This is a genomic window from Mitsuaria sp. PDC51 (assembly GCF_900113225.1).
Taxonomy (GTDB): Bacteria; Pseudomonadota; Gammaproteobacteria; order Burkholderiales; family Burkholderiaceae_C; genus Roseateles.
On sequence record NZ_FOZE01000002.1, the window covers coordinates 951,307 to 972,538 of the forward strand.

Annotated in this window: 29 protein-coding genes and 2 tRNA genes; 7 read left to right on the top strand and 24 right to left on the bottom strand. The window is 66.6% G+C overall.

Features of this window, described 5'->3' with window-relative positions:
• The first annotated feature begins 136 nt into the window (after positions 1 to 136).
• On the top strand, positions 137 to 610 hold the full coding sequence (locus BM393_RS15495) for a VOC family protein (protein ID WP_091728008.1): 474 nt from the start codon (positions 137 to 139) through the stop codon (positions 608 to 610).
• Between the two features lie 100 nt (positions 611 to 710).
• Here the strand turns inward: BM393_RS15495 and BM393_RS15500 are convergent, their stop codons facing one another.
• From BM393_RS15500 to BM393_RS15510, 3 genes are read right to left on the bottom strand one after another with little or no spacing between them, the layout of a single operon-like run.
• Positions 711 to 1,442: an ABC transporter ATP-binding protein gene (locus tag BM393_RS15500; RefSeq protein WP_091728011.1), complete on the bottom strand. Its 732-nt coding sequence runs from the start codon at positions 1,440 to 1,442 to the stop codon at positions 711 to 713.
• A gap of 1 nt (position 1,443) precedes the next feature.
• Positions 1,444 to 3,267 (bottom strand): ABC transporter permease subunit, encoded by a 1,824-nt coding sequence (locus BM393_RS15505; protein WP_091728014.1) that lies wholly within the window; start codon positions 3,265 to 3,267, stop codon positions 1,444 to 1,446.
• A 22-nt stretch (positions 3,268 to 3,289) separates the two neighbouring features.
• Positions 3,290 to 4,324, bottom strand: a complete 1,035-nt coding sequence (locus BM393_RS15510) for a branched-chain amino acid ABC transporter permease (RefSeq protein WP_091728017.1) — start codon at positions 4,322 to 4,324, stop codon at positions 3,290 to 3,292.
• A gap of 264 nt (positions 4,325 to 4,588) precedes the next feature.
• On the opposite strand from BM393_RS15510, the gene BM393_RS15515 reads away from it, so the two are divergent.
• On the top strand, positions 4,589 to 5,347 hold the full coding sequence (locus BM393_RS15515; protein WP_091728021.1) for an enoyl-CoA hydratase/isomerase family protein: 759 nt from the start codon (positions 4,589 to 4,591) through the stop codon (positions 5,345 to 5,347).
• A gap of 78 nt (positions 5,348 to 5,425) precedes the next feature.
• On the opposite strand, the gene BM393_RS15520 is transcribed toward BM393_RS15515, so the two are convergent.
• Positions 5,426 to 5,983: a hypothetical protein gene (locus tag BM393_RS15520; RefSeq protein WP_091728026.1), complete on the bottom strand. Its 558-nt coding sequence runs from the start codon at positions 5,981 to 5,983 to the stop codon at positions 5,426 to 5,428.
• Positions 5,984 to 6,281: 298 nt separating this feature from the next.
• On the opposite strand from BM393_RS15520, the gene BM393_RS15525 reads away from it, so the two are divergent.
• On the top strand, positions 6,282 to 6,521 hold the full coding sequence (locus BM393_RS15525) for a hypothetical protein (protein WP_091728029.1): 240 nt from the start codon (positions 6,282 to 6,284) through the stop codon (positions 6,519 to 6,521).
• Between the two features lie 21 nt (positions 6,522 to 6,542).
• Here BM393_RS15525 and BM393_RS15530 read toward each other — a convergent pair whose 3' ends face one another.
• Positions 6,543 to 7,103 (bottom strand): thymidine kinase, encoded by a 561-nt coding sequence (locus BM393_RS15530; protein WP_091728031.1) that lies wholly within the window; start codon positions 7,101 to 7,103, stop codon positions 6,543 to 6,545.
• A gap of 201 nt (positions 7,104 to 7,304) precedes the next feature.
• Between BM393_RS15530 and BM393_RS15535 the strand changes: the two genes are divergently transcribed.
• The 4 genes from BM393_RS15535 (at position 7,305) to selD (ending at position 10,269) form a co-directional block, all read left to right on the top strand.
• Entirely contained in the window at positions 7,305 to 7,508 is a 204-nt protein-coding gene (locus BM393_RS15535; RefSeq protein ID WP_091728034.1) for a hypothetical protein, read from the top strand.
• A 129-nt stretch (positions 7,509 to 7,637) separates the two neighbouring features.
• On the top strand, positions 7,638 to 8,483 hold the full coding sequence (locus BM393_RS15540) for a ProQ/FINO family protein (protein WP_091728037.1): 846 nt from the start codon (positions 7,638 to 7,640) through the stop codon (positions 8,481 to 8,483).
• A gap of 32 nt (positions 8,484 to 8,515) precedes the next feature.
• Positions 8,516 to 9,184, top strand: coding sequence for a tRNA-uridine aminocarboxypropyltransferase (locus BM393_RS15545; RefSeq protein WP_091728039.1), 669 nt, complete (start codon positions 8,516 to 8,518; stop codon positions 9,182 to 9,184).
• Positions 9,185 to 9,195: 11 nt separating this feature from the next.
• Complete coding sequence (gene selD, locus BM393_RS15550) at positions 9,196 to 10,269, top strand: selenide, water dikinase SelD (protein ID WP_091728042.1); 1,074 nt, start codon at positions 9,196 to 9,198, stop codon at positions 10,267 to 10,269.
• Positions 10,270 to 10,318: 49 nt separating this feature from the next.
• Here selD and BM393_RS15555 read toward each other — a convergent pair.
• The 19 genes from BM393_RS15555 to rplE form a co-directional block, all read right to left on the bottom strand.
• Positions 10,319 to 10,395 (bottom strand) — tRNA-Met (locus BM393_RS15555).
• 122 nt (positions 10,396 to 10,517) lie between these two features.
• Positions 10,518 to 10,594, bottom strand: a tRNA-Met gene (locus tag BM393_RS15560).
• Between the two features lie 68 nt (positions 10,595 to 10,662).
• Positions 10,663 to 12,561, bottom strand: coding sequence for a protein-disulfide reductase DsbD (dsbD, locus tag BM393_RS15565; protein WP_091728045.1), 1,899 nt, complete (start codon positions 12,559 to 12,561; stop codon positions 10,663 to 10,665).
• Between the two features lie 189 nt (positions 12,562 to 12,750).
• Entirely contained in the window at positions 12,751 to 13,137 is a 387-nt protein-coding gene (gene rplQ / locus BM393_RS15570) for a 50S ribosomal protein L17 (protein WP_091728047.1), read from the bottom strand.
• A gap of 93 nt (positions 13,138 to 13,230) precedes the next feature.
• On the bottom strand, positions 13,231 to 14,223 hold the full coding sequence (locus tag BM393_RS15575) for a DNA-directed RNA polymerase subunit alpha (protein ID WP_067065206.1): 993 nt from the start codon (positions 14,221 to 14,223) through the stop codon (positions 13,231 to 13,233).
• A gap of 141 nt (positions 14,224 to 14,364) precedes the next feature.
• Positions 14,365 to 14,988, bottom strand: a complete 624-nt coding sequence (rpsD, locus tag BM393_RS15580) for a 30S ribosomal protein S4 (protein ID WP_091728049.1) — start codon at positions 14,986 to 14,988, stop codon at positions 14,365 to 14,367.
• A 232-nt stretch (positions 14,989 to 15,220) separates the two neighbouring features.
• Positions 15,221 to 15,625 (bottom strand): 30S ribosomal protein S11, encoded by a 405-nt coding sequence (rpsK, locus tag BM393_RS15585; RefSeq protein ID WP_056194196.1) that lies wholly within the window; start codon positions 15,623 to 15,625, stop codon positions 15,221 to 15,223.
• Between the two features lie 26 nt (positions 15,626 to 15,651).
• On the bottom strand, positions 15,652 to 16,017 hold the full coding sequence (gene rpsM / locus BM393_RS15590) for a 30S ribosomal protein S13 (RefSeq protein ID WP_091728051.1): 366 nt from the start codon (positions 16,015 to 16,017) through the stop codon (positions 15,652 to 15,654).
• A 36-nt stretch (positions 16,018 to 16,053) separates the two neighbouring features.
• Positions 16,054 to 16,167, bottom strand: a complete 114-nt coding sequence (gene rpmJ, locus BM393_RS15595) for a 50S ribosomal protein L36 (protein WP_058933616.1) — start codon at positions 16,165 to 16,167, stop codon at positions 16,054 to 16,056.
• Positions 16,168 to 16,230: 63 nt separating this feature from the next.
• On the bottom strand, positions 16,231 to 16,449 hold the full coding sequence (infA, locus tag BM393_RS15600; RefSeq protein ID WP_009855680.1) for a translation initiation factor IF-1: 219 nt from the start codon (positions 16,447 to 16,449) through the stop codon (positions 16,231 to 16,233).
• 50 nt (positions 16,450 to 16,499) lie between these two features.
• Positions 16,500 to 17,810 carry a preprotein translocase subunit SecY gene (gene secY, locus BM393_RS15605; protein ID WP_091728053.1) on the bottom strand — a complete coding sequence of 437 codons (1,311 nt, stop codon included), beginning with the start codon at positions 17,808 to 17,810 and terminating at the stop codon, positions 16,500 to 16,502.
• Between the two features lie 26 nt (positions 17,811 to 17,836).
• Positions 17,837 to 18,268 (bottom strand): 50S ribosomal protein L15, encoded by a 432-nt coding sequence (rplO, locus tag BM393_RS15610; protein ID WP_091728055.1) that lies wholly within the window; start codon positions 18,266 to 18,268, stop codon positions 17,837 to 17,839.
• A gap of 25 nt (positions 18,269 to 18,293) precedes the next feature.
• Complete coding sequence (rpmD, locus tag BM393_RS15615; protein WP_067065198.1) at positions 18,294 to 18,476, bottom strand: 50S ribosomal protein L30; 183 nt, start codon at positions 18,474 to 18,476, stop codon at positions 18,294 to 18,296.
• A 16-nt stretch (positions 18,477 to 18,492) separates the two neighbouring features.
• A complete protein-coding gene (gene rpsE / locus BM393_RS15620; RefSeq protein ID WP_091728057.1) occupies positions 18,493 to 19,011 on the bottom strand; it encodes a 30S ribosomal protein S5 in 519 nt (172 codons plus the stop codon).
• An 18-nt stretch (positions 19,012 to 19,029) separates the two neighbouring features.
• Entirely contained in the window at positions 19,030 to 19,389 is a 360-nt protein-coding gene (gene rplR / locus BM393_RS15625; protein WP_067278827.1) for a 50S ribosomal protein L18, read from the bottom strand.
• An 11-nt stretch (positions 19,390 to 19,400) separates the two neighbouring features.
• Positions 19,401 to 19,934: a 50S ribosomal protein L6 gene (gene rplF, locus BM393_RS15630; RefSeq protein ID WP_091728059.1), complete on the bottom strand. Its 534-nt coding sequence runs from the start codon at positions 19,932 to 19,934 to the stop codon at positions 19,401 to 19,403.
• 18 nt (positions 19,935 to 19,952) lie between these two features.
• Positions 19,953 to 20,348 carry a 30S ribosomal protein S8 gene (gene rpsH / locus BM393_RS15635; RefSeq protein WP_058933609.1) on the bottom strand — a complete coding sequence of 132 codons (396 nt, stop codon included), beginning with the start codon at positions 20,346 to 20,348 and terminating at the stop codon, positions 19,953 to 19,955.
• A gap of 23 nt (positions 20,349 to 20,371) precedes the next feature.
• Positions 20,372 to 20,677, bottom strand: a complete 306-nt coding sequence (gene rpsN / locus BM393_RS15640) for a 30S ribosomal protein S14 (RefSeq protein ID WP_067065192.1) — start codon at positions 20,675 to 20,677, stop codon at positions 20,372 to 20,374.
• 8 nt (positions 20,678 to 20,685) lie between these two features.
• Entirely contained in the window at positions 20,686 to 21,225 is a 540-nt protein-coding gene (rplE, locus tag BM393_RS15645) for a 50S ribosomal protein L5 (protein ID WP_067278833.1), read from the bottom strand.
• Positions 21,226 to 21,232 lie beyond the last annotated feature (7 nt).

Sequence of the window (21,232 nt, forward strand, 5' to 3'; positions counted from 1 at the left end):
CCCGCGCGCGTTCCGGCCAGCTCGCGTCACTCCCCCGATTCGGGGTGGGCGCGGCCCGGCTGTCGACGCCGTGTCGATTCCGGCTGGCGCCGTTCGTCGTCTGCAGGTGACCCACCCTTGACCGAAGGAGATTGCGATGACTGCTTCCGTACCCGCCGTCCCCCCCGCGACCGGCGCGACGCCCTACCTCACCATCCGCGGCGCCGCCGCCGCGATCGATTTCTACCAGCGCGCCTTCGGCGCCAAGCTCGAGTTGCGGCTCGACGCGCCGGACGGCGTGATGCATGCCGAACTGAGCGTGGGCGGCGCGAAGTTCATGTTGACCGAGGAGCGCTCGCACTGCGGCGCGCTCAGCCCCTTGAGCCTGAACGGCAGCGCCACGACGGTGGTGATCTACGTGCCCGACGTCGACGCGACGGTGAAGACCGCCGAGGGCGCTGGCGCCAAGGTGGAGATGCCGGTGGCCGACCAGTTCTGGGGCGACCGCATGGGCGTGATCGCGGATCCGTTCGGCCACAAGTGGATGCTGGCCACCCACAAGGAGGATGTCTCCGAGGCCGAGCTCAAGGCGCGCATGGCCCGGATGTTCGCCGAGGGCCAGCCGGGCTGACGCCCCGTCGGCGTGCGCCGCGACCGGCCTCGCGCGGTGCCGGCCCAGTGCGGCTGGCTCAGTGCGGCTGGCTCAGTGCGGCTGGCTCGGTGCAGCTGGCTCAGTGCGCCTGGCGACTCGCGCCCAGGTAGGTCTCGATGACCCGCGGATCCTTGGCCAGGTCCGCGGCCTTGCCTTCGAGCGCGATCTCGCCGGTCTCCAGCACGTACCCGTAGTCGGCGACCTCGAGCGCCGCGCGGGCGTTCTGCTCGATGAGGAGGATGGACACGCCGGCCTCGCGCAGCTGCGCGACGATGCGGAACACCTCCTTGACGATCAGCGGCGCCAGGCCGAGGCTGGGCTCGTCGAGCATCAGCAGCTTGGGCCGCGCCATCAGCGCGCGCCCGACGGCCAGCATCTGCCGCTCGCCGCCGGACAGCGTGCCCGCCAGCTGCGCGCGGCGTTCCTTCAGGCGCGGGAACAGCGCGTAGACGCGCTCCAGTTCATCGCGCCAGTCCTTCAGGCCCAGGCGCATCGGCCGGAAGCCACCGAGCACCAGGTTGTCCTCGACCGACATCGTCGTGAACAGCTCGCGCTTCTCCGGCACCAGCGCGAGGCCCTTCATCACGCGCTCCTCCAGGCCCAGGGCGTTGACGTCCTCGCCGTCGAACAGCACCTGGCCGCGCGCGGGCAGCACGCCCATCAGCGCATTGAGCGTGGTGCTCTTGCCGGCGCCGTTGGGGCCGATCACCGTGACCACCTCGCCCTGGCGCAGCCGCAGGTCCAGCCCGGTGAGCACCTCCGCGCGCCCGTAGCCGGCGTGCAGGCCGCTGACCTTCAACAACTCGCTCATGTCAGTGTTCCGTTCCCAGGTAGGCCGCGCGCACCTCGGGGCTGGCCTGCACCTCGGCGGGCGTGCCCTCGATCAGCTTGGTGCCGAACTCCATCACGACGATGCGGTCGGTCAGGCCCATGACGAAGTCCATGTCGTGCTCGACCAGCAGGATGCTCATGCCCTCGGCGCGCAGCTGCCGCAGCACCGCGGCCAGCGCCTGCTTCTCCTTGTGGCGCAGCCCGGCGGCCGGCTCGTCGAGCAGCAGCAGCGACGGGTCGGCGCACAGCGCCCGGGCGATCTCCATCAGCCGCTGCGGCCCCAGCGCCAGGTTGCCGGCCAGCTCGTGCAGGTGGTCCTGCATGCCGATGCGGCGCAGCTGCGATTCGGCCTCGGCGAACAGGCGCCGCTCCTCGGCGCGGTCCAGCCGCAGCATCGCCTTCGCCGTGCCGCTGTGCGAGCGCAGGTAGCCGCCCAGCGCGACGTTCTCCAGCACCGTCATGTCCGCGATCATCTTCACGTGCTGGAAGGTGCGCGAGAGGCCGCGACGCGCGATCTGGCGCGCAGGCAGCCCGGTGATGGATTCGCCGGCGAAGCGCAGCTCGCCACTGGTCGCCGGCAGCACGCCGGAGACCAGGTTGAAGGTCGTGGACTTGCCGGCGCCGTTGGGGCCGATCAAGCCCATGATCTCGCCCGCGCGCAGCTCGAAGCTGACGTCGTTCACCGCCACCAGGCCGCCAAACTGCTTGCGCAGCCTGTCGACCCGCAGCAGCACCGAGCCGGCGGGCGGCTTGGGACGCGACGCGAGCGCGGCCGCGCCCTCCCAGTCCCGTTCCCGAGGGGCCGCCGGCCACCAGCGCGACAGCAGCCCCTGCAGCGACGGCCACAGCCCCTTGGGCGCGTACTTCAGCATGAGCACCAGCACGATGCCGAGCACGATGATCTCGAAGTTGCCGTTGCTGCCCAGCAGCGCGGGCAGCAGCTCCTTGAGCTGGTCCTCGATGATCTTGAACACCCCGGCGCCCACGAAGGCGCCCCAGACGCTGGACACGCCGCCGACGACGGCCATGAACAGGTATTCGATGCCCATCTTCAGGCCGAAGGGGCTGGGGTTCACCGTGCGCTGGACATGCGCGAACAGCCAGCCCGACACCGAGGCCAGCAGCGCCGCGATCAGGAAGATCACGACCTTGTAGCGGAAGGTGGAGACGCCCATGGCCTCGGCCATCACCGTCGCGCCGCCGAGCGCCCGGATCGCCCGCCCGGGCCTCGAGTCCAGCAGGTTGCGCACGGCGATCGCGCCGACGATCGCGAACAGCCAGATCAGGTAGTAGATGGCGCGGCCGTCGGCCAGGCTGATGCCGAAGAGCTCGATGGCCGGCACGCCGAGCAGGCCGTCGTACTTGCCCAGCGACTCCATGTTGGCGATCGAGAAATTCAGGCTCAGCGCCCAGGCGATGGTGGCCAGCGGCAGGTAATGGCCGGACATGCGCAGCGTGATCAGCGCCAGCACCAGCGCGATCGCCAGCGTGATCGCCAGGCCCGCGGCCAGGCCCAGCCACGGCGACAGGCCGTAGCGCGCGCTGAGCAGCGCCGTCGTGTACGCCCCCACCCCGACGAAGGCGGCCTGGCCGAAGGACGTCAGGCCACCGACGCCGGTCAGCAGCACCAGGCCGAGCGCGACCAGCGCGAACATGCCGATGTAGTTCAGCTGCGTGATCCAGAACTCGGGCACCGGCAGCAGCGGCAGTACCGCAAGCACGGCCAGCAGCAGCGCCGGCGCGAGGCGGCGCGACCACGGACGCGCCGCGGCGGGCACGGGGGGCACGGGCGGCGAGGCCTTCATGGCAGCTCGATCGGAGCTCACGTCAATGCTCTTCATGGTGCGGGTCGCGCCAGCTGCGCCACAGCAGCACCGGCAGGATGGTGGTGAAGACGATGACCTCCTTGAAGGCGCTGGCCCAGAAGGAGCTGAAGGACTCGATCAGGCCGACGAGCAGCGCGCCCAGCGCCGCGCCGGGGTAGCTGGAGAGCCCGGCGAAGACCGCGGCCACGAAGCCCTTCAGGCCGATGAGGAAGCCGCTGTCGTAGAAGATCGTCGTGGTCGGGCTGATCAGGATGCCGGACAGCGCGCCGATGAAGGCGGCCAGCGTGAACGAGAGCCGCCCGGCCGAGGTGCTGGAGATGCCCATCAGCCGCGCGCCGAGCCGGTTCACCGCGGTCGCGCGCAGCGCCTTGCCGTAGAGGCTTTTCTCGAAGAACAGCCACAGCGCCACGATCAGCGCGGCCGAGGCCATCACGATGATCAGCGTCTGGCCCGAGAACATCAGCGGCCCGGCCGTGTAGCTCGCGTCCCAGAAGCTCGGATTGCGCGAGCCCTCCGCGCCGAAGAACACCAGGCCCAGCCCGGTCAGCGCGAAGTGCACGCCGACCGAGACGATCAGCAGCACCAGCACCGAGGCGTCGGCCAGTGACTGGTAGGCCAGGCGGTACAGCAGCCCGCCCATCGGCGTGACCACCGCCAGCGTCAGCAGCGCCTGCGCCACCAGCGGCAGCTTCATCGGCGCGAGCCAGAGCGCGCACAGCCCGATCGCGACGCCGGGCAAGGCGCGCAGCGCGATCGGCGCCAGTTCCGCCGCGAGGCGTCCGGCGCGCGCGGCGGCGATCAGGTCCAGCACCGCGGCCAGCAACGCCATCGCGATCAGGAAGTGGATCGTCAGCGGCGTGTGGCCGAGCTGCAGTCCCGCCAGCGTCAGCGCGCCGAAAGCGACGAACTCCCCCTGAGGAATGAAGATCACCCGCGTGACCGCGAACACGAGGACCAGGGCCAGTGCCAGCAGCGCGTAGATCGCGCCGTTGGTCACCCCGTCCAGCACCAGGATGCTTGCAATCGCCCCGTCCACCTTGTCTCCTGTCGTGGTGCCGGGCGGGGCCGTTGATCGCGCGCCGCCGAGGCGTGCCGGCGGCGTCGCGAACGCTCCGAAGGCCATCGCCCGGGGTTGGTCGTTCATGCGACGTGTGGCGACCGACTCTAGCGGGAAGCCCACGGCGCTCCGTCAGTGGATGCCGCATTGACATTTCGCAATTGATTAATCCGACCGGTCGGTCGAAGTTGAGGCTCGGTGGGACGGTTTGTGCTACGCGCCGCTTCGCTAGACTGCGCCGCCATGCCTCAACACATCCCCGCGCTGGAGATCGACGGACCGCTCGCCCGCGTGACGCTGCGGCGGCCGCATGTCGCCAACCGCCTCGAGCTGATCGACCTGCAGACGCTGCAGGCCCACCTGCGCGAGGTCGAGGCCACGCCCTCGGTCCGCGTGCTGTTGCTCCGCGCCGAGGGCCGGCATTTCTGCAGCGGCTTCAACATCGACGCGGTGCCCGGCGTGGACGCGGGCGCCTTGTTCGAGTCGCTCACCGACGCCTGGGAACAGGCCCGGCCGGTGACGGTCGCGGCCCTTCAGGGCGGCGTCTACGGCGGCGCCACCGACCTCGCGCTGGCCTGCGATTTCCGGCTCGGCGTTCGGCAGTGCGAGATGTTCGTGCCCGCCGCGCGATTGGGGCTGCACTTCTATCGCGGCGGCATGGAGCGGTACGTGAACCGGCTGGGGCTGTCGATGGCCAAGCGGGTGCTGCTGGCCGGCGAGACCCTGGACGCCGACGCGATGCACGCCAGCGGCTTCCTGGATCACCTGCTCGACGACGGGGAGGCGCTCCAAGCGGCGGCGCAGGCCCTGTGCGAGCGGCTCTGCGGCTTCGCGCCGCTGGCGCTCGCCGGCATGAAGCGCCATCTGAACGCGATCGCCAACGGCCGGCTCGACATCGAGGCGCTGCGCGCGGACATCGCGGTGTCGAACGCGTCGGAGGATCTGGCGGAGGGCGTTCGCGCCTGGCAGGAGAAACGCGCGCCCAGGTTCAACGGCCGCTGATCCGCACCCTGAAGGGGGATGACGGGGGAACGAGAGGGAATGAGGGGGACGGCCGCCGCCAGCGTGGTCAGGCGGTAGTCAGACGGTTTCCAGCTCGTGACGCCAGGCATGCAGGTGCAGGCAAGCCTTCGCGGTGGCGCGGCGCAGGTCGAGTTCCTCGCGTTTGGTCCACACGCGGGCCTGGTCGCGCTCTCCCAGCGCGATCACGCCAAAGGTCCTACCGTTGATCTGGCCGCTGACGTCCAGCATCGCGCGCCAGGTGGGCGGCGGCTGCAGGGTGCTCAGACGGGGATCGGTGCGCGCATCGGCGCAGTTGAAGACGCCTTCGGCCAGCAAGGTGTCGAAATAACCGGGATAGGCGCGCTGCTCGCAAACCGGCGGTTGGCGGCTCGGTCCGTCGATCGCATGGGCGCCGAGGCAGCGCAGGCGGTAGGCGCCCGGTTCCCCGTCCAGCAGCCAGAGGCTGGCGTGCGAACTGCGGAAGTGGCCGCACAAGGCCTCGCTGATGGCCTGCGCGTAGCGCTCGGCCAGTTCGCCGGCGGTGTCCAGGCCGCTGTCGCGGGCCTCGGTCGCCGGCCATTCCAGTTCCTGACTGGCCGCCCGCATGGCGGCGAACAGCCCCTCGATCCTTTCCATCGTTGCGCTCGCTCCCTCATGTGTCCTTGTCATTGACGCCACGGTGAACGGCGCGGGCGGCATTCTAGGTGTTTTCCCTAAACGCTGCCAAGCCGCCGGGAGGCTGTGTTACCGGCCCATCCGTGCGACGAATGTCTCTTGCAACCGATTCGGGCGACCTTCGCGCGAGGTCATTAGCGATGCCCCGGTACGGGGAGGGTCCGGCTTATAGGAAAATACGGGTTTCGCCGTCCGCCCCTGGGGGGAACTTGGGACGCTCGGCGCGGCATTTCAAACTCTTATCAGGATCAGGATCAGCGTGGCCAAGGATACGACCAAGACGACCATCGAAGCCGATGGTCTGCGCTATCGCTCTAAAGCTCCCGGCTCGCCCTTCGCGGCGACCTCTTCGTTTGGCGCGGCAACCATGTCGTGCTTCCTTTGCGGCAAGCATCGCCCCCGCGCGCTGCTGAAGTCCCGCAAGCTGCTGGGCAAGTCCCAACCCGTCTGCGCTCCGTCCTGCAAGGAACTGGAAGAGCAGCTGGCAACCAAGAAGTAAGCCCAGGCTTACCGGGCGTCCTCACGACGCCCTGAAGCAGCGTCCACAGACCGCGCGGTAACGGGAGTTGCCGCCGATCTCGACCTGCGCGCCTTCGGTCAGCTTCCGGCCGGCGGTGTCGACGCGCATGTTCATCGTCGCCTTGCGGCCGCAGTCGCAGATGGTCTTCATCTCGTCCATCTCGTCGGCCAGCGCCAGCAGCGCCGCCGAACCGGTGAACAAGGCGCCGCGGAAGTCGGTCCGCAGCCCGTAGCAGATCACGGGCACATGGCGCATGTGCGCAATCTCGTGGAGCGACCAGACCTGGTCCTGCGTGAGGAACTGCGCCTCGTCCAGCAGGATGCAGGCGATGCCCGGCGACTGCGTGATCAGCGCGCGGAAGTCCGTCTCGGCGGTGAACACCTCCGCCACGCGCTGCGGCCCCAGCCGCGAGGTGATGAATCCCTTGCCATAGCGGTCGTCGACCCCGGCGGTGAACAGGCGCACCGCATGGCCGCGCTCCTCGTAGTTGTGCGCCACCTGCAGCAATGCGGTGGACTTGCCGGCATTCATCGCGGCGTAGCGAAAAAACAGTTTGGCCATGGTCCTTGCACGCCCGGTCCCGCCGGGCAGCGGGCGATTGTCGGCGCAATTGCGACCGTTCGTCGGGCGGTGCTTTCACCCCCGGGCAAGCGATGTAGCGGGGCGTCATACGCCCCACCTAATATGGATTGCGAGGGAATCGATGCACCGCCGGGACACGACCCCGCCGGTGCGAACAAGAGCGCCAAGCGAAGCGAGACCATGAGCAAAGACACCAGCACCGCCGTTCGGGAAGACGGCCTGCGCTACGCCTCCAAGCTGGGAGGGTCGCCGTTCCAGGGCAGCGGCCAGACCCGTTCCTGCTTCAAGTGCGGTCGGCACCGTCCTCCGAGCAGCCTGCAGTCCAAGCGCATCCTGGGCCGGACCGAACTGGTCTGCAAGCCCGCCTGCGAACCCAAGACCTGATTCCCCTTCCCGGCGGCCGTCGTCAGGCAGGACGGACGGTCGCCGTCGATCGGCGCGAATTGCCACGCCCGCGCGGCTATGGGCACAATCCTCCTTTTTCCCGAAGGCCGGCCCCGCGCCGCTTGATGCATGTCCTCCAGCACCCCGCCGCAAGGCGAAGTGACCTCCCCCGAAGTCCCGGACCCGAAGGCCCCCGTCGCCGAGACCACTGACGCCGCGCTGACGGCGCCGCAAGCCGACGCCGCGCCCGCCCCGGAAGCGGGAGATGCCGCCGGCGAGGCCAGCCCGCCCGACGCGAGCACCGCGCCGAATCCGGCCAAGCCGGCCGAGGGCGGACGCGTCGACGTCCAGGCGGTCGCCGCCAAGCTGAAGGAGCTCTTCCCGGCCCTGTTCGGCGGCGGTGCGAAGCCGCTGAAGCTGCGGGTCCAGTCCGACATCCAGCAGCGCGCCCCGGGCCAGTTCACGAAGGCCCAGCTGTCGGCCTTCCTGCGCCGCTATACCGGCGGCACCGGCTATCTGATCGCGCTGACGCGGGCCAAGACCCGCTTCGACCTGGACGGCCAGCCCGCCGGCGAGTTGAGCGATGAGCACCGCAACGCCGCCCAGGAAGAGCTGACTCGCCGACGTGGCATCACCGAGGCGCGTCGCGCCGAGGAAGACCGCGGACGCCAGGAACGCGCGCAATTGCTGCGCGACTTCTCGCGCACCACGCTGACGCCGGCCAACTTCTGCGCGCTCAAGGGCCTGACGCAGGAACAGCTCGATGCCCAGCTGAAGCTGGCGCGCGAGGAGGAGGCGCAACAGCCGCCGCGTCAGGAGCGCCATGACCGGCCGCCCAGAGGCCAGGAGCATCGTCGTGGTGGCCCTCGTGGCGAAGGACGACCTGGCGGTCCCGGCCAGGCACCGCGCGGCGATGGACCCCGCCGTGATGGCCGTCCGAACGAAGGCCGCAAGCCACCGCGCCAACCGCGCTGATCGGCTGACCGCGCGCCGACGCGCTCCCCACCATGGTTGTCGACGAGCGCCCGCCGCGCAGTGAACGCGCCGGGCGCCGCGCGCATTGCGATGGCTGCGGCCGACCGTCGGTCGGCTGCTGGTGCGCCTGCGTGCGGCCGGTCGACAACCTCACCCCGCTGCTGATCCTTCAGGACCGCGACGAAGCCGGGCAGGCCAAGGGCACGGCCGGCCTGCTGGCGCGCTGCCTGTCTCGCGTCGAACTGCGTATCGGCGAACGATTCGATCCGCCGACCTCGACCGCCGGGCTCGTGTTGCTTTATCCGGCGGCGCCCGGCAACGCCGCGACCGTGGAACCAGCGCCTGCGCGCCACGGTGAGGCGCGCCATGGACATCCGCTCGCTGGTACGCCGCCGCTCACCACCCTGGTTGTCCTGGACGGGACCTGGCGCCGCAGTCGACGGCTGCTTCATGAGAACCCCTGGCTGCAGGCGCTCCCGCGGATGGCGCTCGATGCGCCGCCGCCTTCGCGCTATGCCATCCGGCGCGCGCACGCGGCGTCGCAACGCAGCACGCTCGAGGCCAGCGCCCTCGCGTTGGCACAGCTCGACGGCGACGAGTCGCGCTACGCACCCCTCTGGGCCGCCATGGACGCGTTCATCGCCCTTCAGCAAGGGCTGGCTGAGCGCACTCCCCCGGTCGGCGGAGCCGGCGCGCGGTAAGCTGCCCGGCCATGAATCCTTCCTCCCCCGCCAATCCCCCTTCCGAGCCCCGACTCACCTCGCTGTCGCACGGCGGCGGCTGCGGTTGCAAGATCGCGCCGGGCGTGCTCTCGGAGATCCTTCAGGGGACGAGTGCCCTGCCGGTACCTCGCGAACTGCTCGTCGGGATAGAAACGGCGGACGACGCCGCGGTCTATCGGCTCAACGACGAACAGGCGCTGATCGCCACCACCGACTTCTTCATGCCGATCGTCGACGACCCGCATGACTTCGGCCGCATCGCCGCGACCAACGCGATCAGCGACGTCTATGCCATGGGCGGCAAGCCCATCATGGCGCTGGCCCTGGTCGGCATGCCGGTCGCGGTCCTGAGCACGGCGACCATCGGCAGGATCCTCGAAGGCGGTGCGTCGGTCTGTCGCGAGGCGGGCATCCCGATCGCGGGCGGACACACGATCGATTCGGTCGAACCGATCTATGGCCTCGTGGCTTTGGGACTGGTGCATCCCTCCCGGGTGAAGCGCAACGCGGATGCCCGCGCCGGCGATGTGCTGGTGCTGGGCAAGGCGCTGGGCGTCGGCGTGATGTCGGCAGCGCTCAAAAAGGGGAAGCTCGATAGCGCGGCCTATCAGCGGATGCTTGCGACCACGACCAAGCTGAACACGCCCGGGCCGGAATTGGCCGCGCTGGAGGACGTCCATGCGCTCACCGACGTCACCGGCTTTGGTCTGGCAGGGCACGCCTTGGAGATCGCGCGCGGATCGGGCTGCGCGGTGGAGATCGATTGGCATTCGGTACCGCTGCTCGAAGGCGTGCCATCGCTGGCGGGCGATGGCTTCGTGACCGGCGCATCGGGCCGCAACTGGGCCGCCTACGGCGCGGAGGTGGCCTTGGCCGGCTCGCTGCCCTCGCAGGCGCAAGCGCTCCTGAGCGATCCGCAGACCAGCGGTGGCCTGCTCGTGTCATGCGCGCCGGCTGCGGTGGACGCGGTACTCGCCGTCTTCGCGCGCCACGGGTTCGACGCGGCGGCAGTCATCGGCCGCGTCACGGCGTCGGGAGAAGGTCCGAAGCTGCGCGTGGCCTGAGCGGCGCCGAAAAAAACAAAGGGCCCTCGCATGAGGGCCCTTGTTCGATTGGTTGCGGGGGCAGGATTTGAACCTACGACCTTTGGGTTATGAGCCCAACGAGCTACCAGACTGCTCCACCCCGCGGCTGTGATGTGCGGTGATCGGCGAGCGCCGAATCACCGTTTGGTTGATCGCATCGCACGCGACCTCTTGGTCTTCGTGTCGATCCGCTCAACAACACTGTCCAAGGACAGCATTCGATGTTCTGGTTGCGGGGGCAGGATTTGAACCTACGACCTTTGGGTTATGAGCCCAACGAGCTACCAGACTGCTCCACCCCGCGATCGAAGAAAGAGAGTGTAGCACGGAACCGACCGTCGTCTCAACTTCTGACGACAGTCTTCGCAAGATTCAAAGGCCGGCCGCCTGCAACGACTGGAGAAAGCGATCAGCGTCCTGGAAGCCGATGACTCGCGCGCCAGCCAGTTCCTCCCCCTTGGGGTCGAAAAAGATCGTGCCGGGGGGGCCGAACAGCTTGAAGCGCTTGAGCAGTTCGCGGTCCTCGGCGTTGTTCGCCGTGACATCGGCCTTCAGCAACAGCGCGCCGGCGAGCTTCGCCTGCACGCGCGCATCGGTGAAGGTGAAGCGCTCCATCTCCTTGCAGGACACACACCAGTCGGCGTAGAAGTCCAGCATCACCGGCTTGCCGGCGGTGCGCAGCGCCTCGTCGAGCTCGGCGACGCTCTTGACCTTGTGGAAGTTCACCCCGACCGGCTCGCCAGCGGATACCGCCGCGGCTGCGCCCTTGCCCGCGCCAAGGACACCCGCCAAGGGCTTCAGCGTGTCGGTGCCTCCAGCGGCGACGCCAATGAACTGCGACACGCCGAACACCATCGCCGCGACGGCGGCGCTCTTGCGCAGCCACACGCGAGGCGTGTTGGCCTCGACGCGCTGGAAAAGCCCCAGCAGCGCGGCCAGCGCGATCAACAGCGCCCCCCAGAGCAGCTGCGCGACGACCGCCGGCAGCACCGGCTGCACGATCCACAGCGCGACCGACAGCAGCAGCAGCCCGAAGAAATACTTGACCGTTTCCATCCAGGGTCCGGCGCGCGGCAGGAGCGTGCCCGCCGACAGGCCGAGCAGCAGCAGCGGGACGCTCATGCCCCAGGCCAGCGCGAACAGCGCCAGGCCGCCGACCGCCACATTGCCGGTCTGGCTGATGTAGAGCAGCGCGCCGGCCAGCGGCGCCGCGACGCAGGGGCTCACGATCAGCGCGGAGAGTGCGCCCATCACGAAGACGCTGAAGAACTTGCCGGCGGGCAAGCGCTGGGTTGCATCGGACACGCCGCCGGTGAAGCGGCTGGGCAACTGGATCTCGTAGACGCCGAACATTGACAGCGAGAAGCCGATCAGGAGCAGCGCGAACAGCGTCAGCACCCAGGGCTTCTGGAGGTAGGCCGCCAGGCCGCCGCCTGCGAGGCCCGCCGCGACGCCCAGCGCCGTGTACAGCAGCGCCATGCCCAGCGAGTAGCTGAAGGCCAGGAAGAAGCCGCGCGCCCGCGACGGCGTGCCGCCCTGGCCGACGATGATCGACGACAGAATGGGGAGCATCGGCAGCACGCACGGCGTCAGCGACAACAGCACGCCGGCCGCGAAGAACGCGCCGATGACCAGCCACAGGCGGCCGGAAGCCAGCACCTCGTCCAGCGGGGAACTTGAACGAGACGCCGCGGCGCCTGCGACCGCGCCTTCGGCGTTGCCGGTCGCCGCGGCTGCCGGCGTCGACGCCACCGCGTTCGATACGCCGAAACCGCTCAGCGCGTCCGGCGCCGCACCGATCTTCACGCCGCCATCGCCGCCGAAGCCCTTCAGGCCCAGCGTCAGCTCGCTCTTCATCGGCGGATAGCACAAGCCCTTGTCCGCGCAGCCTTGGCCGGTCAGCACCAGCTTCAGCGGCGCCGCCTGCAGCGCCGTCACCGGCACCTTGATGCTCAGCCGGTCGCGGTAGGTTTCGACTTCCTTCTGGAAGGTCTCATCGAACTTGCGCTTGGGCGTCGGCCAGGCGATGTCGCCCAGCGTCGCGCCCGCCGGCTCCAGCTTGAACTGGTCGCGATACATGTAATAGCCGGGCGCGATCGTGAAGTTCAGCTGGAACTCGCGATCGCCGGTCAACTGCACGTCGACCTTGAAGGCCTGGTCCGGGTCGAGGAAATCGTCGGCGCGGGCCGGGATGGCCAGCAGCGCCGAGGCCAGGGTCAGCAACAGGACCAGCGCCGGCATCAGGCGTCGCATCAAGGCAAGAGGGGTCATGAACGCGGGACGCGTGCGGCTTCGTGGACCGCGTCGTCGAGAGATCGGAAAGGCGCGAAGCTTAGCGCCAAGCGGCACGGCCTGTCGTTGGACAGGCGCCATGCCCGGTCTGCGCTGCGCGTATCGCGGATACACAAGAAAAAAGGCCAGCATTGCTGCTGGCCTTCATGCGCTTGGGCAAGTCGCTGATTATTCAGCGGCGTCGCCTTCAGCCGCTTCCGGACGATCAACCAGTTCGACGTACGCCATCGGGGCGTTGTCGCCGACACGGAAGCCCATCTTCAGGATGCGGGTGTAGCCGCCCGGACGGGTGGCGAAACGGGGGCCCAGCTCGTTGAACAGCTTGACGACGATGTCGCGGTCACGCAGGCGGTTGAACGCCAGGCGACGGTTGGCGACGGTCGGTTCCTTGGCCAGGGTGATCAGCGGCTCGACGATGCGACGCAGTTCCTTGGCCTTGGGCAGCGTGGTCTTGATCGCCTCGTGTTGCAGCAGCGAGACCGCCATGTTGCGGAACATCGCGGCGCGGTGTTCGCTGGTGCGGTTCAGTTTGCGGAGGCCGTTACGGTGGCGCATGGTGCTTTCCTTTCCTTCAGTTATTGCCGGCAGCCGGATCAGGTACTGCCGGGGGCACCGGACGGGTCCTCAGACCCGCCCTCTTTCAAAAAATCAACGCTTGTCGAGACCCTGGGGCGGCCAGTTCTCGAGACGCGAGCCCAGGGTCAGGCCGCGCGAGGCGAGCACTTCCTTGATCTCGTTGAGCGACTTGCGACCCAGGTTCGGGGTCTTCAGCAGCTCGGTCTCGGTGCGCTGGATCAGGTCACCGATGTAATAGATGTTCTCGGCCTTCAGGCAGTTGGCCGAGCGCACGGTCAGCTCGAGCTCGTCGACCGGACGCAGCAGGATCGGATCGAAGCTGCTGGAACGGGCGGCCGGCGCCTGGTCGAAGACGTCGACCAGATCGGTGCCTTGCAGCTGGGCGAAGACGGCCATCTGCTCGACCAGGATCTTGGCCGAGGCGCGGATCGCTTCTTCCGGGCTGATCGCGCCGTTGGTCTCGATCTCCATGACCAGCTTGTCCAGGTCGGTACGCTGCTCGACGCGGGCGTTCTCGACGGCATAGCTGACGCGCTTGACCGGGCTGAACGAGGCGTCCAGCACGATGCGACCGATGGCCTTGGTCGGCTCGTCGCCATAGCGGCGCATGTTGCCAGGCACGTAGCCGCGGCCCTTCTCGACCTTGATCTGCATGTCCAGCTTGCCGCCTTGCGACAGGTGGGCGATGACGTGCTCAGGGTTGATGATCTCGACGTCGTGCGGGGTCTGGATGTCAGCGGCGGTGACGGGGCCTTCGCCTTCCTTGCGCAGGACCAGCGTCACTTCCTCACGGTTGTGCAGGCGGAACACCACGCCCTTCAGGTTCAGCATGATGTGGACCACATCTTCCTGAACGCCGTCGATGGCGGAGTACTCGTGCAGCACGCCCGCGATCGTCACTTCCGTCGGCGCATAACCCACCATCGAGGACAGCAGCACACGGCGCAGGGCGTTGCCCAGGGTGTGGCCATAGCCGCGTTCGAACGGCTCCAGGATCACCTTGGCGCGATGACCGCCCAGGGGCTCCACAGTGATGGATTTGGGTTTGAGCAGATTCGTTTGCATGAGGTCTTTCTTTCAATACCCTCGGTTCGTTACACCGATAAGGCTGAGGGACCAACCAGGCGCGCCCAATACAGCTGACGACGCCCGGACGAGGAAAAGCCGAGCAGGCCCCTGCGGGGCCGCTCGGCAGGCACGAAAGAATTAACGCGAGTACAACTCAACGATCAGCGATTCGTTGATCTCGGCGCCGAACTCGTCGCGATCCGGCGTCTTCTTGAAGACGCCTTCCATCTTGGTGGCGTCGACGGCCACCCAGGCCGGCAGGCCGATCGACTCGGCCAGCTTCAGGCTGTCGACGATGCGCAGCTGCTTCTTGGCCTTCTCGCGCACGGCGACGACGTCACCGGCCTTCACCAGGTAGGAAGCGATGTTCACGACCTCGCCGTTCACCGTGATGCTCTTGTGCGAGACCAGCTGGCGGGCTTCCGCGCGCGTCGAGCCGAAGCCCATGCGATAGACGACGTTGTCTAGGCGCGATTCCAGCAGGACCAGCAGGTTCACACCGGTCGAGCCCTTGCGGCGCTCGGCTTCGGCGAAGTAGCGGCGGAACTGGCGCTCCAGCACGCCGTACATGCGCTTGACCTTCTGCTTCTCGCGCAGCTGCAGACCGAAGTCGGAGGTACGCTGGCCCGAAGTACGGCCGTGCTGGCCGGGCTTGGTGTCGAACTTGGCCTTGTCGCTGATGGCGCGGCGGGCGCTCTTCAGGAACAGGTCGGTGCCTTCACGGCGGGAAAGTTTGGCCTTCGGGCCGAGGTAACGTGCCACTTTGCGTGTCCTTCATCAATCTGACGCGCGCCCGGAGACATTCCAGGTTGCGCGCGAGTCCGGCCAGTGTTTTTGTAGGCTCGGACGGTGGGCTTCAAGAAGTCGAAGACTTCGGCTGAGGGGCGTTTCCACCATCCTCAGCAAAACGGCCGGCTGGCACTGACGCGCCAGCCGGCTGGATCTGATCGAATCAGCGATTATCGCACTGATTGCGATCGCTCTGCGCAAGCGCTTAGATGCGGCGACGCTTCTGCGGACGGCAGCCGTTGTGCGGCACCGGCGTCACGTCGGAGATCGAGTTGATGCGGATGCCCAGCGCGGCCAGGGCACGCACCGAGGATTCGCGACCCGGGCCGGGGCCCTTGATCTTGACGTCCAGGTTCTTGATGCCCTGCTCCTGAGCGGCACGGCCGGCCACTTCGGCAGCCACCTGGGCCGCGAAGGGAGTCGACTTGCGCGAGCCCTTGAAGCCCTGGCCGCCCGAGGAGGCCCAGGACAGCGCACCACCTTGACGATCGGTGATCGTGATGATGGTGTTGTTGAACGACGCGTGCACGTGGGCGATGCCGTCGGCAACGTTCTTCCGAACCTTCTTGCGAACGCGCTGGGCAGCCGAGTTATTGGGTGCTTTTGCCATGGTTTGCTTTCTTCAGATGCCGCCGATTACTTCTTGCCGGTCGCCGCCGACTTGCGCGGACCCTTGCGGGTACGGGCATTCGTGCGGGTACGCTGGCCGCGCACCGGCAGGCCACGGCGATGGCGGAAGCCACGATAGCAACCCAGGTCCATCAGGCGCTTGATGTTGATGGACATCTCGCGACGCAGGTCGCCTTCGATGGTCAGGCGGCCCACTTCCTCACGGATCTTTTCCAGATCGGAGTCGGTCAGGTCCTTGACCTTCTTGTCCAGCGGAATGCCGCAGCTGTTGCAGATCTTCTGCGCGGTCGTACGGCCAATGCCGTAGATCGAGGTCAGACCGATCTCGGTGTGCTTGTGCGGCGGAATGTTGATACCAGCAATACGTGCCATGTGCGTCCTCTAATTCGCTTGCAGTCGTGAGGCCAATCAGCCTTGGCGCTGCTTGTGGCGGGGATCGGTACAGATCACACGCACCACGCCATTACGACGGATGATCTTGCAATTGCGGCACATCTTCTTGACGGATGCCGAAACTTTCATGGTCTGCTCCTTGACCTACTCTGTTCGCTCAATCAGCGTTAATCCGGGGGGTTGCTAAAAAGCTCACTTCGCCCGGAACACGATGCGAGCACGACTCAAATCGTACGGTGTCAATTCCACAGTCACCTTGTCGCCTGGGAGGATTCGGATGTAGTGCATCCGCATCTTCCCGGAAATGTGACCGAGAACGACGTGACCGTTCTCCAGCTTGACTCGGAAGGTTGCATTCGGGAGGTTCTCGAGAATCTCGCCTTGCATCTGAATGACGTCGTCTTTCGCCATACCTTCGATACTTGCCGAATTGGGTCTGAATGTTTACCTAGCCTGGTGCATCAGTTGGCCTTGAAGCTGGCCTTCTTCAGCAGGGACTCATACTGCTGGCTCATCACGTAGGACTGGACCTGCGCCCAGAAGTCCATCGTGACGACCACGATGATCAACAGCGACGTGCCACCGAAATAGAACGGGACGTTGTACTTCAGCGTCAGGAACTCAGGCAGCAGGCACACGCCGGTGATGTACACCGCCCCGGCCAGCGTCAGCCGGGACAGGATCTTGTCGATGTGCCGAGCCGTCTGGTCACCGGGACGGATCCCGGGGATGAACGCACCGCTCTTCTTCAGGTTGTCTGCGGTCTCACGGCTGTTGAACACCAGCGCCGTGTAGAAGAAGCAGAAGAACACGATCGCAGCCGAATACAGCAGCACATAGATCGGTTGTCCCGGACGCAGCGCATCCGCGATGTCCTTCAGCCAGCGCATGCTGTCGCCAGTCGCGAACCAGCTCACCAGCGTGGTGGGCAGCAAGATGATCGACGACGCGAAGATCGGCGGAATCACACCCGACATGTTCAGCTTTAGCGGCAGATGCGAACTCTGGCCACCGTAGACCTTGTTCCCGACCTGACGCTTCGCGTAGTTCACCAGGATCTTGCGCTGGCCACGTTCGACGAACACGACCAGGTAAGTCACCGCGGCCACGATCACGATCACGATCAGGCACGAGAACACGCTCATCGCACCGGTACGAACCAGCTCGAGCAGGCCGCCGATGGCGCCTGGCAGACCAGCGGCGATGCCGCCGAAGATCAGGATCGAGATGCCGTTGCCCAGACCGCGCTCGGTGATCTGCTCACCCAGCCACATCAGGAACATCGTGCCGGCCACCAGACTGGTCACCGCGGTGATGCGGAAACCGAAGCCCGGGCTCAACACCAGCCCCGGAGAGCTCTCCAGAGCGAACGCGATGCTCAGACTCTGGAAGATCGCCAGGCCCAGCGTGCCGTAGCGCGTGTACTGCGTGATCTTGCGACGCCCCGCCTCGCCTTCCTTCTTCAGCGCTTCCAGGCTCGGCACCACGTAGGTCATGAGCTGCATGACGATCGAGGCCGAGATGTAGGGCATGATGCCCAGCGCGAAGACGGTGAAGCGCGACAGCGCACCGCCCGAGAACATGTTGAACAGGCTCAGGATCCCGCCCTGCTGGCCCTTGAACAGCTGCTGAAGCTGCGCCGGATCGATACCGGGCACGGGGATGTGCGCCCCGATGCGGTAAACCACCAGCGCGAGGACCAGGAACACCAGCCGGCGACGCAGGTCGCCGAACTTGCCGCTCTTGGCCAACTGGGATGCGTTGCTTGCCACTGCCGCCTAGTCCTGTGCTTGGCTGATTAAGCGACGGAGCCGCCGGCGGCTTCGATTGCCGCCTTCGCGCCGGCCGTCACGCCCAGACCCTTGATCGACACCTTGCGGGTGATCTCGCCGGACTTGATGACCTTCACCGACTTCGCCAGCTCCGACACCAGGCCGACAGCCTTCAGCGTCAGCAGGTCGATTTCATCGCCGGTCAGCTGGTTCAGTTCCGACAGCGTCACTTCCGCGTTGAACGGACGAGCCAGGGACTTGAAACCACGCTTGGGCAGGCGACGCTGCAGCGGCATCTGGCCGCCTTCGAAGCCGACCTTGTGGAAGCCACCGGCGCGCGACTTCTGACCCTTGTGACCACGGCCGGCGGTCTTACCCAGACCCGAGCCGATGCCACGGCCCACGCGACGCTTGGCGTGCTTGGCACCAGCGGCGGGCTTGATGGTATTGAGTTGCATCTTCTATTCCTCGTCGATGCTGTGCTTACAGCACCTGCACCAGGTAGGCGATCTTGTTGATCATGCCGCGCACCGCGGGCGTGTCTTCCAGCGTCTTCGTGCTGTTCAGCTTGCGAAGACCCAGGCCGACGACCGTCGCGCGATGGTCGGCGCGGCAGCCGATCGGGCTGCGGACCAGCTTGACCGTGAGCGTTTTCTTGTCAGACATCTCGATCTCCTGGCGCTCAGTTGAAGATTTCTTCAACCGTCTTGCCGCGCTTGGCCGCCACTTGGGCGGGCGTGGAGCAGCGCTTGAGCGCGTCCAGCGTGGCACGAACCATGTTGTAGGGGTTGGTCGAACCGTGGCTCTTGGTCACGATGTCGGTCACGCCCATCACTTCGAAGACAGCGCGCATCGGGCCGCCAGCGATCACGCCGGTACCGGCGGGAGCCGGAGCCATGATCACGTGCGCCGCGCCGTGCTCACCCACCACGTTGTGCTGGATGGTGCCGTTCTTCAGGGCGACCTTGATCATGTTGCGGCGGGCCGATTCCATCGCCTTCTGCACGGCGACGGGCACTTCCTTGGCCTTGCCCTTGCCCATGCCGATGCGGCCATCGCCATCACCGACCACGGTCAGCGCAGCGAAGGACAGCGTGCGGCCGCCCTTCACAACCTTCGTGACGCGGTTGACCGCGATCATCTTTTCCTTCAGGCCGTCGTCGTTGCCTTCGGTCTGAGCGCGGGGTTGAAACTTTGCCATTTCCTAATCCTTTGAGCGTCAGAACTGCAGGCCGGCTTCGCGAGCGGCTTCAGCCAGGGCCTTGACACGGCCGTGGTAGGCGAAGCCCGAACGGTCGAAAGCCACCTTCTCGACGCCAGCGGCCTTCGCCTTCTCGGCGATGCGCTTGCCGATCAGGCTCGCGGCGGCCACGTTGCCACCCTTGCCGGACAGCTGCGTGCGCACTTCCTTCTCGGCGGTCGAAGCGGAAGCCAGCACGCGCTGACCGTCTTCGGAGATGACCGAGGCGTAGATGTGCAGGTTCGAGCGGAAGACCGTCAGACGGGCCACGCGCTGCAGGGCGATGCGGGCACGCGTTTGACGCGAACGACGCAGGCGTTGTTCCTTCTTGTTCAGCATGGCGCGGCTCCTTACTTCTTCTTGGTCTCTTTGAGGGAGACCTTCTCGTCGGCGTAACGGATGCCCTTGCCCTTGTAGGGCTCCGGCGGACGGATCGCGCGCACTTCGGCAGCGATCTGGCCGACGACCTGGCGATCCGCACCCTTGATCAGGATTTCCGTCTGGGTCGGGCACTCGACCTTGATACCAGCCGGCATGTCCTTGACCACCGGATGCGAGAAACCGATCTGCAGGTTCAGCTTCTGGCCTTGGGCCTGGGCACGGAAGCCCACGCCAACCAGGTTCAGCTTCTTCTCGAAGCCCTTGCTGACGCCGTTGACCATGTTGTTCAGCAGCGCGCGCATCGTGCCGCTCATCGCATCGGCTTCAGCCGATTCGTTGACCGGGACGAAAGTCAGCTTGCCGCCTTCCAGCTTGACCGTGACCAGCGGATTCGCGGCCACGAACAGGGTGCCCTGGGCACCCTTGACGCTGATCTTCTCAGCGGCGATCGTCGCTTCCACGCCTTGCGGGAGGACGACCGGCATTTTTCCAACGCGGGACATTGTCTGTCTCTCCTTGGCTTAGGCGACGTAGCAAAGCACTTCGCCGCCGACACCGGCTTGACGTGCCTTGCGGTCGGTCATCACACCCTTCGGGGTCGTGACGATCGCCACGCCCAGGCCATTCATGACCTGGGGAATGTCGTGGCGGCCCTTGTAGATGCGCAGGCCGGGACGGCTCACGCGCTCGATGCGCTCGATCACCGGACGACCGGCGTAATACTTCAGCGCGATCTCGAGCTCGGGGCGGGCAGCATCGCCACGCACCGCGAAATCGTCGATATAGCCTTCATCCTTCAGGACCTTGGCGATCGCGACCTTCAGCTTCGACGAAGGCATCACGACGCTGGCCTTCTCAACGCTCTGGGCGTTGCGAATGCGGGTCAGCATATCGGCGATAGGATCACTCATGCTCATACGAAATCTCCTAAACCTGCCGATTACCAGCTGGCCTTGACGACACCGGGGATGTCGCCCTTGAAGGCCAGCTCACGAATCTTGTTACGAGCCAGGCCGAACTTGCGGAACGTGCCACGGGGGCGGCCGGTCAGTTCGCAGCGGTTGCGCTGGCGGGTCGGGTTGGCGTTCCGGGGCAGCTTCTGCAGCTCCAGGCGGGCCAGATAGCGCTCTTCGTCCGACTTCTTGCTGTCGTCGATGATGGCCTTCAGTTCCGCGTACTTCTTGGCGTACTTGGCGACCAGTTGGGCGCGCTTCAGCTCACGTTGCTTGATCGAGAGTTTTGCCACGGGTCACCTCAGTTCTTGAACGGGAACTTGAACGCAGCCAGCAGAGCCTTGGCTTCGTCGTCCGTCTTGGCCGTCGTCGTGATGCTGATGTTCAGACCACGCAGAGCATCCACCTTGTCGTATTCGATTTCGGGGAAGATGATCTGTTCCTTGACGCCGATGTTGTAGTTGCCGCGACCGTCGAACGAACGACCGGAGATACCGCGGAAGTCACGCACGCGCGGCAGGGCCACGGTGACGAAACGGTCCAGGAATTCGTACATCGTGGCGCCACGCAGGGTCACCATGCAGCCGATGGGCACGCCGTCACGGATCTTGAAGCCGGCGATCGCCTTCTTCGACTTGGTGACGACAGGCTTCTGGCCGGCGATCTTGGTCAGGTCGCCCACGGCGTGGTCCATGACCTTCTTGTCGGCGACCGCCTCGCTCACGCCCATGTTCAGCGTGATTTTGGTGATGCGCGGCACTTCCATCACGGACTTGTAGCCGAACTTCTCGGTCAGACCCGGGACGACCTTCTCGCGATAGAACTCTTGCAAACGAGCCATGTCTTAC